General features: G+C 30.8%; 13 protein-coding genes. 9 read left to right on the forward strand and 4 right to left on the reverse strand.

The genetic code is table 11. From position 1 onward, the window contains the following. Window positions 1-761: 761 nt before the first annotated feature. From HV819_RS07865 to iadA, 8 genes are all read left to right on the forward strand, one after another. Window positions 762-2180, forward strand: coding sequence for an aspartate ammonia-lyase (locus HV819_RS07865; protein WP_176269941.1), 1419 nt, complete (start codon window positions 762-764; stop codon window positions 2178-2180). Window positions 2181-2195: 15 nt separating this feature from the next. Then, window positions 2196-3494 carry a dicarboxylate/amino acid:cation symporter gene (locus HV819_RS07870; RefSeq protein WP_176269942.1) on the forward strand — a complete coding sequence of 433 codons (1299 nt, stop codon included), beginning with the start codon at window positions 2196-2198 and terminating at the stop codon, window positions 3492-3494. Window positions 3495-3501: 7 nt separating this feature from the next. Continuing rightward, window positions 3502-4218 carry an aspartate/glutamate racemase family protein gene (locus HV819_RS07875; protein WP_154540767.1) on the forward strand — a complete coding sequence of 239 codons (717 nt, stop codon included), beginning with the start codon at window positions 3502-3504 and terminating at the stop codon, window positions 4216-4218. A gap of 8 nt (window positions 4219-4226) precedes the next feature. Beyond that, window positions 4227-5141, forward strand: coding sequence for a LysR family transcriptional regulator (locus HV819_RS07880; RefSeq protein ID WP_176269943.1), 915 nt, complete (start codon window positions 4227-4229; stop codon window positions 5139-5141). Between the two features lie 14 nt (window positions 5142-5155). Then, on the forward strand, window positions 5156-6514 hold the full coding sequence (locus HV819_RS07885; RefSeq protein ID WP_176269944.1) for a class II fumarate hydratase: 1359 nt from the start codon (window positions 5156-5158) through the stop codon (window positions 6512-6514). A 10-nt stretch (window positions 6515-6524) separates the two neighbouring features. Further along, window positions 6525-7700, forward strand: a complete 1176-nt coding sequence (locus HV819_RS07890; RefSeq protein ID WP_176269945.1) for an NAD(P)-dependent malic enzyme — start codon at window positions 6525-6527, stop codon at window positions 7698-7700. A 335-nt stretch (window positions 7701-8035) separates the two neighbouring features. Continuing rightward, window positions 8036-9478, forward strand: coding sequence for a Na+/H+ antiporter NhaC (gene nhaC, locus HV819_RS07895; RefSeq protein ID WP_176269946.1), 1443 nt, complete (start codon window positions 8036-8038; stop codon window positions 9476-9478). After that, window positions 9475-10605: a beta-aspartyl-peptidase gene (iadA, locus tag HV819_RS07900; protein ID WP_154540777.1), complete on the forward strand. Its 1131-nt coding sequence runs from the start codon at window positions 9475-9477 to the stop codon at window positions 10603-10605. Before nhaC ends, iadA begins: the two co-directional genes overlap by 4 nt. A gap of 45 nt (window positions 10606-10650) precedes the next feature. On the opposite strand, the gene msrB is transcribed toward iadA, so the two are convergent. Then, window positions 10651-11085: a peptide-methionine (R)-S-oxide reductase MsrB gene (gene msrB / locus HV819_RS07905; RefSeq protein WP_154540779.1), complete on the reverse strand. Its 435-nt coding sequence runs from the start codon at window positions 11083-11085 to the stop codon at window positions 10651-10653. A gap of 106 nt (window positions 11086-11191) precedes the next feature. Here msrB and HV819_RS07910 point away from each other — a divergent pair, with 106 nt between their 5' ends. Beyond that, window positions 11192-12433, forward strand: a complete 1242-nt coding sequence (locus HV819_RS07910) for an aminotransferase class I/II-fold pyridoxal phosphate-dependent enzyme (protein WP_176269947.1) — start codon at window positions 11192-11194, stop codon at window positions 12431-12433. Between the two features lie 66 nt (window positions 12434-12499). Here HV819_RS07910 and HV819_RS07915 read toward each other — a convergent pair whose 3' ends face one another. The 3 genes from HV819_RS07915 to HV819_RS07925 form a co-directional block, all read right to left on the reverse strand. Continuing rightward, window positions 12500-14248 carry a phosphoenolpyruvate carboxykinase gene (locus tag HV819_RS07915; protein ID WP_176269948.1) on the reverse strand — a complete coding sequence of 583 codons (1749 nt, stop codon included), beginning with the start codon at window positions 14246-14248 and terminating at the stop codon, window positions 12500-12502. A 103-nt stretch (window positions 14249-14351) separates the two neighbouring features. Further along, window positions 14352-14672, reverse strand: a complete 321-nt coding sequence (locus HV819_RS07920) for a branched-chain amino acid transporter permease (RefSeq protein ID WP_154540785.1) — start codon at window positions 14670-14672, stop codon at window positions 14352-14354. After that, complete coding sequence (locus HV819_RS07925) at window positions 14656-15351, reverse strand: AzlC family ABC transporter permease (RefSeq protein ID WP_176269949.1); 696 nt, start codon at window positions 15349-15351, stop codon at window positions 14656-14658. Before HV819_RS07925 ends, HV819_RS07920 begins: the two co-directional genes overlap by 17 nt. Between the last annotated feature and the right edge of the window lie 16 nt (window positions 15352-15367).

Below are 15367 nucleotides of genomic sequence, written 5' to 3' on the forward strand. Positions count from 1 at the left end.
TGACATATAATAACTTTGAAAATTGGGTAGCTGCATCAATTAATAAAATATAAATGAATTGATTGGTTTACACTACAAAAAAGGAAATGGAGTTTTTAAGTTTATAACTCAAAATAAAGGTTCTTTTAATAATGGAAAAAAATATTTTGAGAACAAAAAATTATATTATGAAAAAAAGGAATTAAAAAAAGGAGTGTACAACGAAAATTATATTAAATCAGAGCAAAGCTCACTTTATTATTTATTAGATTATATGGACTTATTATTAAATAAGGAATAAACTTGACTATGTACAAATAATTTTATTAAAGATATTTAAAAATTGTAGCTTTTTTGTAGTTATTCAGTCCTGTAAACTAGTTAATTACTCATAGGATTTATACTTCTACCTGCACCATATTAAAAAAAGAGGGATGTTTTATAGACATTTCTTTTTTTTATTTAAAATTTTATAGTATTTAATATCTATTTTTAACAGCATAATTTTTGAAAATTAAATTTTCTTATAATTTATTTGATAAAAGTAAACAAGTAAATACTTATCAAATAAAAAATGTTTTATTTGAATTTTTTAAATATCTTTCTAAAAGTTTTATAAAATTTTAGAAATTTGCAAGTCTTTAACATTCTCAAATCAAGGTATATAAGTTTAAGCTTATGGATTATATGATAAAGTTATAATTTTACATGTAAAAACGTTTACAATATAATAATATTTGTAAACATTGGGTCTTATTTATTATAATCGAATGGAGGATAAAATGACTAGGTTTCGTAGAGAACATGATTCAGTAGGTGATATGGATATTTTAGAAAATGCTTATTATGGTGCCAATTCCAAAAGAGCGGAAGAAAATTTTCCTATAACAGGGCTTAAAGCTGATGATAAGTTTTTAGATGCTTTAATTGAAGTGAAAAAAGCTTGTGCTATAGAAAATGAAAAGCTTGATTTGATAACAACTGAGCAAAAGGATGCTATTTTGTATGCGTGCGACAAGCTTTTAGATGGAGAATATAGAGATAATTTTATAGTTGATCCTATTCAAGGCGGTGCTGGAACAAGCTATAATATGAATGCTAATGAAATTATTGCAAACATTGCAAATGAAAAACTTGGAGGAAGACTTGGTGTATATGACATGGTTCATCCAAATGATGATGTCAACAAGGGTCAATCTACTAATGATGTTATTCCAACAAGTGGAAAAATTGCACTTATTAGATATTTTATTGAATTAAAAGATGAGTGTGAAAATCTTTTAGCATCTTTAGAAAAAAAGTCTGAAGAATTTAAAGATGTTTATAAGATGGGTCGTACTCAATTACAAGATGCTGTTCCAATTAGTTTAGGGCAAGAATTTAACGCTTATAAATGTGCTATAAAAAGAGACTATAAGAGGATGGATAGTGCAATAGAAATCTTATCTTCAGTAAATCTTGGTGCTACTGCAATAGGAACAGGTCTTAATGCAGATAGTACTTATGTTAAAGAAATTGTAGGTGTTTTAAAAGAGATTACAGGACTTGATTTAAAACAAGCAGAAGACTTAGTAGATGGTACACAAAATCTTGATTCTTTTCTTTTTTCATCATCAATTCTCAAGACTTTTGCCACATCTCTTTCAAAGATTTCAAATGACTTAAGACTTATGTCATCAGGTCCTCAAACTGGTATAGGTGATATAAACCTACCTGTAAGACAAGCAGGTTCATCTATTATGCCAGGTAAGGTAAATCCAGTTATACCAGAGGTGGTAAATCAAGTTGCTTTTGCAGCTATAGGTAATGACACCACTGTAACAATGGCAGTAGAAGCAGGTCAACTTGAATTAAATGCCTTTGAACCAGTTATATTTTACAAACTTTTCGAATCTTTAAGAGCCTTAAAAGGAGCAATCTATACACTTAGAGTAAATTGCATTGATGGTATTACAGCCAATAAAGAAAAACTTCAAGATGAGGTAGAAAAATGTATAGGACTTGTAACAGCCCTCGCACCTCATATAGGTTATGAAAAATCAAGTGAACTAGCCCACAAAGCTCAAGATACAGGTAAAACTATAAGAGCGCTTGTATTAGAAGAAGGACTTATTTCTGAAGATGAACTTGATAAGATGCTTGACTTTAAGAAAATGATTACACCTGGAATCTTGGAAGAGAATCAATTAAATGAAAAATAATTTTTGGAGGATGATATGACTGAAAAAAAGAAAATGAGCCCCACTAAAAAAATACTTTTATCTATGCTCATAGGACTTGTAGTAGGTATAGGACTACATTATATAATTCCTGATGGATTTTTTAAACAATCAGTTTTAATAGATGGGGTATTTTACCTATTTGGACAAGGCTTTGTTAGATTATTACAAATGCTTGTAGTACCACTTGTATTCTTCTCGATAGGTACAGGCGTAATGCAAATGAGGGATATTTCCCAATTTGGTAGGGTGGCTATAAGAACCTTAGTTTTATATTTGATTACAACAGCATTGTCTGTAGCAGTTGCTTTATTTTTAGCAAAAATGTTAAAACCAGGTATCGGAATGAATCTTGTAGAAGCTGCAAATTCATCAACCCCTGCAGCTGATGCTGAAAAGGCACCAACCCTAATTGAAACTATAGTAAATATAATTCCTAAAAACCCAATAGAAGCACTTGCAAATGGTAATATGCTTCAAGTAATATTTTGGGCATTTATTACAGGTATAATAGTAGGAAGATTTGGAGAAGAGTTAAAACCATTAGAAGATTTAATGGAAGCAGGAAATGACTTTATGATGAAGGTAACTGCTCTTGTAATGAAGGCAGCACCTATTGGTGTATTTGCTCTTATAGCAAGAACTTTTACAGACATAGGACTTGGAATAGTAGGACCACTACTAACTTTCTTAGCGTCAGTTTTAGGTTCAATGGTGATAGTAATATTTCTTGCCTACTTACCGCTTATAGTTCTTACATCAAAGTCAAGTCCGATGCATTTTTTAAATAAGGTATTTCCAGTTTATACTTTTGCCTTCTCATCAGCATCATCAAATGCAACCATACCGCTAACTTTATCATCATGTGATACTCTTGGTATACCTCGTGAGATATCATCATTTACAATCCCATTAGGTGCTACTATAAACATGAATGGTACAGCAATTTATCAAGGTTGTGCGGTTATATTTATAGCAAATGCTTATGGTATAGACTTAACTTTCGGTAACCTTGTAACAGTTGTTTTAACTGCTGTTTTATCATCAATTGGTACAGCAGGAGTTCCAGGAAGTGGTATGATTATGCTTTCAATGGTTTTATCATCAGTAGGACTTCCAGTTGAAGGTGTAAGTCTTATTATGAGTGTTGAAAGAATAGTAGATATGTTTAGAACAGCTCTAAATGTAACAGGTGACGTTGTTGCAACATTTATATCAGCAACACAAGAGAGATTACTTGATAAAGAAAGATATTTATCAGATGAAAAACCAATTATGGAAGAAGTAGGTTTATAGGTGCTTTATGAGAGATTTTTTTGTAATATTGGGAGGCATGGGAACATTGGCTACAACCAATTTTCTTAATGATTTAAATAAGGCTTACAGACCAGATTCTGACCAAGAGTACCTAAACTATATTGTTTTAAATCATGCGACTATACCAGATAGGACATCTTTTATTTTAAAAAAGTCTAAGGAGAATCCGCTTGAATATTTAAAAGAAGATATAGAAAGTGTGGATAAACTTAATCCTGATTTTTATGTAATAACTTGTAATACAGCACATTTTTTCTATGATGATTTACAAAAACTTACAAAAAAGCCAATTATAAATATGATTGAGCTTGTAGAAAAAAAACTTAAAGAACTTGGCAAGGATAAGACAATAGGACTTTTTGCAACAGAAGGAAGTATAAAGTCTGGCTTATTTAATGAAGTGATTGAAAAATCCAAGCAAAAGGTATTAAAATCATCAAATGAGCTTCAGGAGATGGTTAATACTTGTATTTATAAGGATGTTAAGGAAAATGGTACTGTCAATTTTGAAAGATATCACAAAACTTTAGAAAAAATGATGGAAGAGGGAGCAGACTATATCATTATAGGTTGTACTGAGGCAAGTTTTATAAATAGTGAGGATGAAAAAAGAGATAAGTATCCACTTATAGATAGTGAAAAAGAATTAGTAAAGGAAAGTTTAAGGCTAGGGCTTAAGCTTCAGAAAAATATAGAAATATAGGAGATATTATGTCAGATAGGGACTTAGAATATATATCCACGATTTTAGAGTATGGTTCTATAACAAAGGCTTCTGAGAAAATTTATATATCCCAATCAGCCTTAAGTCAGTATATAATAAGGCTTGAGAATAGGCTTGGGATTGAGATTTTTAATAGGGATTATAAGCCAATAAGACTGACTGAAGCAGGTGAGATTTATAAAAAGTACCTTGAAGAAATAGAAAAATTAAAAGAAGATACACTATTAAAAATTGAAGAGGTAAATAAGCTTAAGATTGGAAATATTAAAGTGGGTTCAACTGATTATCAAAGTTACTATTTCCTATCCAAGGTCTTAAAAGATTTCAATGAAAATTATCCAGGTATAAGGGTAAACTTAGTTGAGGCAAAGACGAGTGACTTAAATAACTTAGCCTTAAATGGTGAATGTGATTTTGCCATAACCTATGAAACTAATGAATATGAAGATTTAAAAAGTATTAACCTTTATAGGGAAAATGTATATGTTGCAATCTCAAAGGATAATCCTTTGATTTCAAAGATTAATTTAAAGAACAATAAAAAAATCTATTCAATAGATGCAAAATCACTTATGGGTCAAAAAATAATAAGAATGAAAAAAGGGCAAAATTTACTGCTCCAATACCAGGAGCTTGATGAGTTTACAGAAAACACCCTAAAGACAATCCTTGAAACAGATTCTATTTTTATAGCCCAAAAGTGTGTAAGAGAAAATATAGGTCTTGCAATTCTTCCAGAATCCATGCTAAAAGAAGACTATAAAGAGGTTATTTATTTTAAATTAAAGGAGGGTTTATCTTCAAGGACAACTATGATAAACTATTCAGCTAATCATAAGTTAAGACCAATTGCTAAAATATTTATAAACATGTTAAAAGCTTATGCTAAAGAAGAATTTTGAATTGAGGTAAAGAAATGAAATACAGACAAGAAGAAGATTCTCTAGGTATAGTTAATGTTCCATCCAATCACTATTGGGGAGCACAGACAGAAAGATCTCTAGAAAATTTTCCTCAAGGTGTTGAAAAAATTCCACACTCTCAGATAATGGCCATAGTTACAATAAAAAGGTCAGCAGCCATTGTAAATAATCTTGAGAAAAAATTAGATGATAAGAGAAGAGACTTGATTGTTAAAGCCTGTGATAGAATTTTAAGTGGAGAATTTGATGATGAATTTCCACTTACGGTATGGCAAACAGGATCTGGTACTCAAACAAATATGAATGTAAATGAAGTAATAAGCCACATTGCTAATGAAGATGAAAAACTTATTCACCCCAATGACCATGTAAACATGAGCCAAAGTTCAAATGATGTTTTTCCAACAGCCATGCATCTTTCAACCTTAAAAAATTTATCGGAAAAACTCATAATAGAAGTTTCAAAAACTATTGACTGCTTTGATGATTTAATCAAAAAAAACGATAAGTTAATAAAAACTGGGAGAACTCATCTACAAGATGCAACTCCTATAAAACTATCTCAAGAAATTTCAGCTTGGAAGGTATGTCTACAAAGAAATTTAAAAGTTTTAAGGGAAGTAAAAGAAGAACTTAAGTATCTCGCTATAGGAGGTACAGCTGTAGGAACTGGAATAAATGCCAAAAAAGAATTTGGAGAGGAGATGGCAAAAGAGCTTTCAAAAATATATGATATGGATCTTAAATCAGATGAAAATAAATTCTTCCAACTTTCATCAAAATCAAGTCTTGTAAATGTTCACGGAGCTATAAAAGCATTGGCAACAGATCTTTATAAGATTGCAAATGATATAAGATTTTTATCATGTGGACCAAGGTGTGGTATAGGTGAACTTATAATACCATCTAACGAGCCAGGTTCATCTATTATGCCTGGTAAGGTAAATCCAACCCAAGTTGAGTCTATTACCATGATATGTATAAAAGTTTTGGCAAACGATCTAGCAATTTCTATGGCAAATACCCAAGGTCAACTACAATTAAATGCCTATATGCCTCTTATAATTCATTCAATGGATAACTCTATTACACTTCTTTCAAAATCTATCCATTGTTTTAGAGAAAAACTTCTAAGAAATCTTGTGGCAAATGAAGGAAAAATAAATGAAAATCTTGATAAATCACTTATGCTTGTAACAAGTCTTTCACCTAAAATAGGCTATGATAAGGCAAGTGAGATTGCAAAATATGCCTTTAGTAAGAATCTTACTTTAAAAGAGGCAAACAAAGAACTAGCTTATTTAAGTGATGAAGAATTTGATAAGATAGTAAAACCTGAGAAAATGGTATAAGGAGAAAAAAATGGACAACTTAAAAGAGAGAGCACTTGAATTACACAAAAAAATCCAAGGAAAAATATCAACAGAATTAAAAACAAAACTAGAAAATAAGGACGACTTATCCTTAGTGTATTCTCCAGGAGTAGCTGAACCTTGCAAAAAAATACATGAAAATGAAGAAGATGCCTATGTATATACAGGAAAAGCAAATACAATTGCAATAATATCAGACGGATCTGCTGTTCTTGGTTTAGGAGATATAGGCGCAGCAGCAGCCTTACCAGTAATGGAAGGAAAGGCTTGTTTATTTAAAAAATTTGGTGGTCTAAATGCAGTTCCACTTGTTATAAATACAAATGATACGGAAGAGATAATTAAATTTGTAAAACAAGTTTCACCTACTTTTGGTGGTATAAACCTTGAAGATATTTCATCTCCAAGATGTATAGAAATTGAAACCAGACTAAAAGAAGAGCTAGATATACCAGTTTTCCACGATGACCAACATGGTACAGCAATAGTTACAATTGCTGCTTTAATAAATTCCCTAAAACTTGTAGGAAAAAAACCTGAAGATTGTAATGTAGTAATTTCAGGAGTAGGAGCTGCAGGCTCATCTATAGTAAGAATGTTAAATGATTTTGGAATAAATGATATTTTTGCCTTTAACTCAAAAGGAATATTAAAAGAAAGCGAAGAATATTCAAAAGATTTATATAATAAACTTGCTAGAGAAACTAACAAGGAAAATAAAGACTATAGTTTGGAAGAGGCTATGAGAAATGCTGATATATTTGTAGGAGTATCAGTACCAAATAAGATAAGTAAGGAAATGGTAAAATCAATGAGGAAAGATTCAATAATCCTTGCCATGGCAAATCCAGATCCAGAAATTACCTATGAAGATGCAAAAGAAGCAGGAGCAAGGGTAGTAGGAACAGGTAGAAGTGATTATCCTAATCAAGTAAACAACGTTCTAGCTTTTCCAGGTCTTTTTAAAGGTGCCCTATCAGTTCATGCTAGCGCCATAACTGAGAAAATGAAAATTACAGCGGCAAGGGCTATAGCAAGTTTAATATCAGATGAAGAGCTTAAGGATGATTACGTTATACCATCTCCATTTGATATGAGAGTTGCTGATGTAGTGGCAAAAGCTGTTGCAGATTGTGCTAAAGAAGAAGGTATAAGTCAAAAATAAGCATTTATATTTTTAAGATAAATAAAGCTATATATTTAGATTTAATGGGGCTGTTGCAAAATTATGAATTTCTAACGTTGCATCATTAAAAGTTACTCATAGACAATTTGAGAATATCTTGCCACTTAAGTAGGTAAATTGTCGTGGAGGAGTTTGTAATGATTTTGAACGATTAATTCATTCTGCAACAGTCCCATTTAATTTTCTATATACTTATAGGGAAAGTTTGACTACAACTACTAATTTAACAATTTACTTTAATAAATTCTTTGCTTGACTTTTTATCATTCTTTATTGTATTATTATGTAAATAAAATATAAAAATGGAGAATAATATGAAAAAAGAGAAAAAGAAACCTAATACTATACAGGCTATGTCACCTTTAGTTGTAATGATTGTTCTTTTAACTATTGGTGTTGGTATATTAAAACTTAGGGCAGAGCCAATAATTTTACTTTGTACTATTTTTGCAAGCATTATTGCAATGAAATTGGGATATACTTGGGAAGAACTTCAAGTTGGAATTATAGAAAAGATTTCAAGAGCCCTCCCAGCAACTCTGATTCTATGGTCAGTAGGATTTCTTATAGGGGCATGGATGTTTTCAGGAACTGTACCTATGATAATTTATTATGGGGTACAAATTATGAATCCTAGATTCTTATATTTAAGTGCCTTTTTAATTACAGCAGTCCTATCAACTGTTACAGGAACCTCTTGGGGTTCAGCAGGAACAGTTGGTGTTGCTATTATGGGAATTGCTCAAGGACTTAATATGTCCTTACCTATAACTGCAGGAGCAGTAGTTGCAGGAAGTTATTTTGGTGATAAGTTATCACCTTTTTCAGATACTACAAATCTAGCTCCACTTGCTGCAGGTTCAAATCTTTATGAACATATAAAACATATGCTTTATACTACAATTCCCGCATCAATAATTTCAATTATAGTTTATCTTATTGTAGGACTTAGGGCTGATGTAACTGTCACAAGTAGTGAGTCTGTAGCCCTAATTCAAAATCAACTTTCTGGAATTTATAATTGGAATATTTTACTTATCTTACCAGTTATTATTATGCTTGTAGGATCTATACTTAAGTATCCAACACTTCCAACCATGGTAGTAAACTCTTTAGTTTCAGTTGTAATAGGTGTTCTTGTCCAAGGTTTCAGTCTTAAGGATGGATTTATTTCTATGATAAATGGATTTAATATTGAAATGACAGGTTTTCAAGCTAATATCATTGATGATATTCAAACCCTTATAAATCGAGGTGGGGCTGTTTCTATGACAACCACTACAGTTTTGGTGTTTTGTTCAATGGGATTTGCAGGTGTCATGTCAACATCTGGCATGCTTGATGTAGTTTTAGATGCAATACTTAAGAGAGTTAAGTCTACTTTTGGAGTTATCTTATCAACTATAGCATCTTGTTTTACAGTTGCTTTTGTTACAGGAAATTCTTATCTTTCAATTCTTATACCAGGAGAATTATTTAGAAAAATTTATCTTGAAAGAAATCTTCATCCTAAAAATCTTTCAAGAACTTTAGAAGATTCAGGTACAGTTTTAGTTCCACTTATACCATGGTCTGCAGCAGGAGCATATATGACTGCTACCTTAGGGGTTGAAACCTTAGCCTATCTTCCATGGGCTATATTAAATTACACAGGAATAATGATGGCTATAATACTTGCCTTTACTGGAATTGGTATAACAAAAATAAGTGATAAGGAAAAGGAAGAATTTTTGAAAATAGAAAGAGAAAGCAAATGATTTTAATTAAAAATATAAAAATTGTAGGAGATAAGTCTCTTACAAATATCTATATTGCCAATGATAAGATTTTAGATATTAGTGAGGATGATAAGAAATATCCTGTAGATTGCATATATGACGGAAAAGAAATGATAGTTATTCCAGGACTTATTGACCAACATATTCACATTACAGGTGGTGGTGGAGAAGGGGGATTTAATACAAAAGTTCCCGAAATTTCTTTATCAAAACTTATAGAAGCTGGTATTACAACAGTAGTCGGTCTTCTAGGAACTGATTCAGAAACTAGAAGTGTAGAAAACTTAGTTGCTAAATCTCTAGCTTTAACTAAGGAAGGAATAAAGACTTATAGTTTAACAGGATCTTATGCTTATCCTAGTCCGACTATAACAGGTTCTATAAAAAAAGATATTATATTTATTGATCAACTCATAGGAGTCAAGATTGCAGTGAATGATCATAGGGATTCTAGCCTTGATTATAAAGAACTTCAAAGAATAGGAGCTGATGCTAGGGTTGCTGGAATGATTTCAGGAAAATCAGGTCATGTTACAATCCATATGGGAGGGGGTAAGTTTAATTTTAAACTAATAGATGATGCTTTAAAACATTCAAATCTACCTATAGGATGTTTTAGACCAACTCATGTAAATAGGGAACTTTCACTTTTTGAAGATGCCTTAGACTTTGCTAAAAGGGGTGGCTATATTGATCTTACCTCTGGAATGGGTAAGGATTATCTAAATGATGCATATGCTTATAAGAAAGCAAAAGATAAGGGGGTTTTAGAAAAAATAACCTACTCATCTGATGGATATGGATCTTGGTCAACTTATGATGATGATGGAAATCTTTTAGATATAGGCTATACTCCAGTTAATACAGGGATTATTGCTATAAAAGAGATAGTAAAGTCAGGAGAAAAATTAAAAGAAGCCATAAAGCCTTTTACTATAAATGTAGCCAAGGCTTTAAAACTTGATAGGGAAGTAGGAAAAATAAAAAAAGATTATAAAGCTAATCTCCTACTTCTTGATGAAAATTTAGATATAAATACAGTGATTTCAAATGGGTTATTTATGATGAAAGATAAAAAAATTGTAAGAAAAGGAACCTATGAATAAAAATAGCAAGGCAGATAGATTTTGATCTAGATTGCCTTGCTATTTTTATTCAAATAAAGTTAAATATTTGCCATATCCTTTTTCTTCAAGTTCATCTTTGGAGATAAATATAAGACTTGATCCATTTATGCAATATCTTAGCCCACCAGTCTCTTTTGGTCCATCAGAAAATACATGACCTAGATGGCTTTCTCCATCTTTTGACTTAACTTCAGTTCTTACCATACCATGAGATAAATCCTCAAATTCATCTATATTATCTTCAAGTGGTTTGGTAAATGAAGGCCAACCACATCCAGCATTGAACTTATCCTTTGATGAGAATAAAACTTCACCAGAAATCTTATCTACATATATTCCATCTTCAAAAAAATTATCATATTTACTAGAAAAAGGCTTCTCTGTAAGTGAATTTTGTGTAACTTCATAAGATAGCTTATCAAGCTCTTTTAATCTTTCTTTTTTTAAATCTTTATCCATAATATCCTCCTTGTATATTTTACTTAAAAATAAAAATTTATCCAAGTATTACTTTAAAATTATAATAAATTCTGATACAATATTATAAAAATATAGGGAGAAAATTATGGAAAAAAATATATTAGCTGATCATGCAAGATGGCCAAACCTTGAAGATTCAATCTTTAAAGTTGGCGGTGAAGCAAAAAAAGCTATAGAGGAAAAGGGAAGAGAAAAGATTATTAATTCAACTATAGGAGCCCTTATAGATGATGATGGAAAACTGATTGCTTTTGATAGTGTATACGATACTTTAAAAAATATGGATAAGAGATCTATAGCAAGTTATGGAGCAATAGAGGGCGATAAGGACTTTTTAGAAGGTGTTATATCTAAATGTTTTGGAAACTATAGACCAGAAGGATTTATTAGGTCTATTTCTACAGTAGGTGGTACAGGTGCAGTAAGACATGTATTTTGGTCACTTCTAGGTGAAGGTGATTATGTAATCTGTCCTAATTGGTATTGGCCTGCCTATATGACTATGTGCGAAGAATTCAATAGAAAGTTTAAGACATATGAATTTTTAGATAAGGACTTTAATTTTAATATTGAAGCATTTAAGCTAGCCCTTGATTATGCTCTTGATAAAAGAGATAGGGTAGTTTGTGTATTTAACTCACCTGCTAACAATCCTACAGGTTTTACTATTGATGATTCAATGTGGGATAAGATTATAGATATTATTAAAGATAGGGCAAAAGAAGGAAAGTATATAACAATTCTTCTAGATGTAGCCTATATAGAATTTGCAGGAGATGGCTCTCAAAAGAAATTTTTTGAGAAATTTTCATACTTACCAGAAAATATACTTACTACAGTTGCATATTCTATGAGTAAATCATATACAGCCTATGGTCTTAGAGCAGGAGCTTGTATAATTATATCTAAGAAAAAGGAAATAGCAGATTCTGTATTTAACTCAATGAAACATTCAAATAGGGCAACTTGGTCAAATATAACTCACGTTGCTATGACCCTGCTTACAGAAATTGAAAAAGATAAGGAAAAATCTAAATCTTATAAGGATGAGCTAGAGAAATATAGGATTAAACTTCAAAAAAGAGCCGATGCTTTTATGGAAGCTTCTAAAGAAGTAGGGCTTATTACACTTCCTTATTTTGGTGGTTTTTTCATATCTATTCCATGTGATAGAACAGAAGAAATCGCAGAAAAGCTTAAGGAAAATGATATATACATAGTAGCAAATAAACAAGGCCTAAGATTTGCAGTTTGTGCTGTAAGTGAGGATAAGTGTAGGATAAGTCCAAAGCTTATAAAGGATACGATTGATTTTATAAATAAATAAATTTTATATGTATTAGAAAAGTGGATGTTAAAGAATGAATTAATCTTTGTAACATCCACTTTTTTATTAGTCTTCAATTTCTTTAATAAGCTCAAATAGTTCTATAGCAGCAGCTCTTGGTCCTATAAATTGCATATTTTCTAGTCCCAATTGAGTTTTTATAGTACCTACTTTTACCTTATTTTTATAAAGTGTATCAAAGTATAAATTTAGAAGTTTATCACATTCTTCTCTTTTTTGAACAGGTCCAAATGGATTTGCAAAATAGGTTTGTACAAGTCCTGTTTCAGTTGTAGTTCCTTTAGCAAGTCTTCCTCCTCTTTTAAATACTCTTAAAGCTTCAGATTTTTTGTCAAGTAATTCGATTGACTTAGCATTTTCCAAAACTGCTGAGTAGTTATCGGCATAAAGGAAAAAATCAACTTCATATCCCTTATTTATTTCATCAAAACTTGCAACAGGCATTATAAGTCTTGAGTTTACCTTATCAGGATTCATGAAAACTGACCTATCGATTTGTTTGAATGCATAGCCTGCATCTAGGTCGTCAAGTCTTACAAAAGCACCAATTTCTGTACCATAAGCATATACTTTTCCATTTTCAATTCTAAAAGAACCCATATCATCAAATACTATAGTAAGCTCTTTAATATAATCTTTTGCGAGAGTTCTGAAAGCTTCTATAGATTCACTTTTTCCAGCTCCTGAATCTCCTAATATAACTATATTTACAGTCTTGTTATTTTGTAAAACTACAGAAAGCCCTGCACCATGAATTGGCAAATAGCCCTTTTTGATGTTGATAACATTGTTTAAAGTTAAAACCATTTTTTTAAGGTAGCCAAAATAATCAATCTTATCTGAATAAGCGATATATCCTACATAAAGTTCATTTTCCTTATCATAGTAGAAAGAATTTTTCCTATCTCCCTTATCTTTTGGTCCATATATATATATTGCATCTGGTTTTCCATTTTCTATATCCTTTACTTCTGCAAGCTCAAAGAGATTTGATGCAGAAACCCCATGAGTAAGCAAGTCTCTGTGAAAATAGATGTATATTAGATTATCACCAACCTTAGCTGGATAGCAGAAAAAGTGAGGATAATTTATATTAGTATCCAAGATTGGATTTTTATATACTTCTTCAAACACACCATCCCTTTTATTAGACTTAGTATAGGTAATATAAGGAGTTTCTATCATAACTTGGGTGATAAAAGGAATCTTATTTAAATTATTATAAATTTCTGGCAAGTCCTTATTAAAATACCTAATCATAATTGAAGCATCACAGGCGGCTGGAACTTGTCTATAAACCTTTGGCCAAGCACCTGTTATATTCATTTCAATTCTTCTATATGACTGAAGAATCAGATTTTTTAGTTTTTCATTAAGCTCAACAAAATTTACAACTCCAACCCCTCGAGAGTCTTTTTTTTGCTCAATTATTGAATATCTTTCCAGATTTCTCCAATAGTCATAATATTCTTCAACTATTTTTAAAACACCTTCTTTTTGTTCATCAAGCTTATGATATTTATTAATCTTTGATGATATTTCTTCTATATTCATAACTGTAAGAAGCTTTAATATATCTACTAACTCTATTGCTAGATTTTCTACAGATGAATTAATAAAAAATTGCTCTATGTATGCATAAACTCTAGATGATTCATTTTTATGGTAGGATATAAATGACTTAGTTAAATCGAGAAAAGATTTACTATCTAATAGTTCATCCACATCATTGAAAAATTGCTCAGAAAAATTAAGTATGACCTTATTTCCTGTTATTGAAAATTCTTTACTCATATTATCTCCATTCTTTTCTATTTTTATTGATAATTTTTATTAATTATATAACAAAGTAGAGTGAAAAACAAGAATAAAAAAAAGCAGGATAAATCCTGCAAAATTAAATAAATACCGTTTGAATTAAAAACATATAAACAAAAGTTCCAGCTGCAATTGATAAGAGTAGGTTTTTTTTCCATAAATGCAGCAAAATTACAACAATAGATGCGATGATTTCTGGTATCCCATAAAATGGAGATGAAAGATTTGTATCTTTTAAGGCATATACTACCAACAGTCCCATTATAGATGCAGGAAGATATTCTCCAAGATAATCTATTATATCAGGGACCTCCTTATTTTTAAGAAGAAAAAAGGGAACAGCCCTTATTACAAAGGTAACTAGGCTTGCTGTTATGAGTATTTTAATAAAATTTTGCATAGTTGTTTTCCTCGATTTGCTTTCTGAAAAAAAGAAGAACTATAACAATTATAACTATTGATGGAATCATAAAACTACCACTTCCAAATATTAATAAGCATATAAAAGGAATAATAATACCAATAATTGAAGGTATTACCTTTTTAGGCTCTTTTATATTTCCAACAAAAAGTGCCATAAACATGGCTATTAAGACAAAATCTAGTCCTTTTGTATTAATATCAAAAAAGTCTCCAAAAAGTCCTCCAAGAAAACATGCAAAAACCCAATATATATAGCTTAAAATTTCAATAGCAAGGATAAAATCTTCTCTTTTTACATTTTTTGGTGTTTTAAGGCTTGTTATAAGGGCAAAAGCTTCATCACTTAGGCCGTGTATAAAGAAAAGTTTGTGTTTTGTCTTTTTAAAAGGTCTTATAAGTGTAAGACCATAAAAGAGATATCTTATGTTTATAGACAAGCTAAATATAGCTATCGATATTAAAGAAATTGGATTTGCAAAAATCGGTATAAGGGCATATTGCAAACTTCCAGCATATATTACAGCTGAAATAAGGCCTGTTTGTATGGCGGATAAACCTACTTCACTAGCTAGTAAACCAAAGGCTATTCCTAAAAATAAGTAACCTAAAAGAATTGGTACTGTATAAGGAAAGGCCTTTTTAAATGCGATTTTCATTCTTTCTTTATTCCTC

Origin of the sequence: Anaerococcus faecalis (assembly GCF_013371425.1) — a bacterium.
In the GTDB taxonomy this organism is placed as follows: domain Bacteria; phylum Bacillota; class Clostridia; order Tissierellales; family Peptoniphilaceae; genus Anaerococcus; species Anaerococcus porci.

Excerpts from the sequence above, each read along its gene's own strand:
- HV819_RS07865 (WP_176269941.1), top strand. The coding sequence starts at position 762 with ATGACTAGGTTTCGTAGAGAACATGATTCAGTAGGTGATATGGATATT.
- HV819_RS07870 (WP_176269942.1), top strand. The coding sequence starts at position 2,196 with ATGACTGAAAAAAAGAAAATGAGCCCCACTAAAAAAATACTTTTATCT.
- HV819_RS07875 (WP_154540767.1), top strand. The coding sequence starts at position 3,502 with ATGAGAGATTTTTTTGTAATATTGGGAGGCATGGGAACATTGGCTACA.
- HV819_RS07880 (WP_176269943.1), top strand. The coding sequence starts at position 4,227 with ATGTCAGATAGGGACTTAGAATATATATCCACGATTTTAGAGTATGGT.
- HV819_RS07885 (WP_176269944.1), top strand. The coding sequence starts at position 5,156 with ATGAAATACAGACAAGAAGAAGATTCTCTAGGTATAGTTAATGTTCCA.
- HV819_RS07890 (WP_176269945.1), top strand. The coding sequence starts at position 6,525 with ATGGACAACTTAAAAGAGAGAGCACTTGAATTACACAAAAAAATCCAA.
- nhaC (WP_176269946.1), top strand. The coding sequence starts at position 8,036 with ATGAAAAAAGAGAAAAAGAAACCTAATACTATACAGGCTATGTCACCT.
- iadA (WP_154540777.1), top strand. The coding sequence starts at position 9,475 with ATGATTTTAATTAAAAATATAAAAATTGTAGGAGATAAGTCTCTTACA.
- msrB (WP_154540779.1), bottom strand. The coding sequence starts at position 11,085 with ATGGATAAAGATTTAAAAAAAGAAAGATTAAAAGAGCTTGATAAGCTA.
- HV819_RS07910 (WP_176269947.1), top strand. The coding sequence starts at position 11,192 with ATGGAAAAAAATATATTAGCTGATCATGCAAGATGGCCAAACCTTGAA.
- HV819_RS07915 (WP_176269948.1), bottom strand. The coding sequence starts at position 14,248 with ATGAGTAAAGAATTTTCAATAACAGGAAATAAGGTCATACTTAATTTT.
- HV819_RS07920 (WP_154540785.1), bottom strand. The coding sequence starts at position 14,672 with ATGCAAAATTTTATTAAAATACTCATAACAGCAAGCCTAGTTACCTTT.
- HV819_RS07925 (WP_176269949.1), bottom strand. The coding sequence starts at position 15,351 with ATGAAAATCGCATTTAAAAAGGCCTTTCCTTATACAGTACCAATTCTT.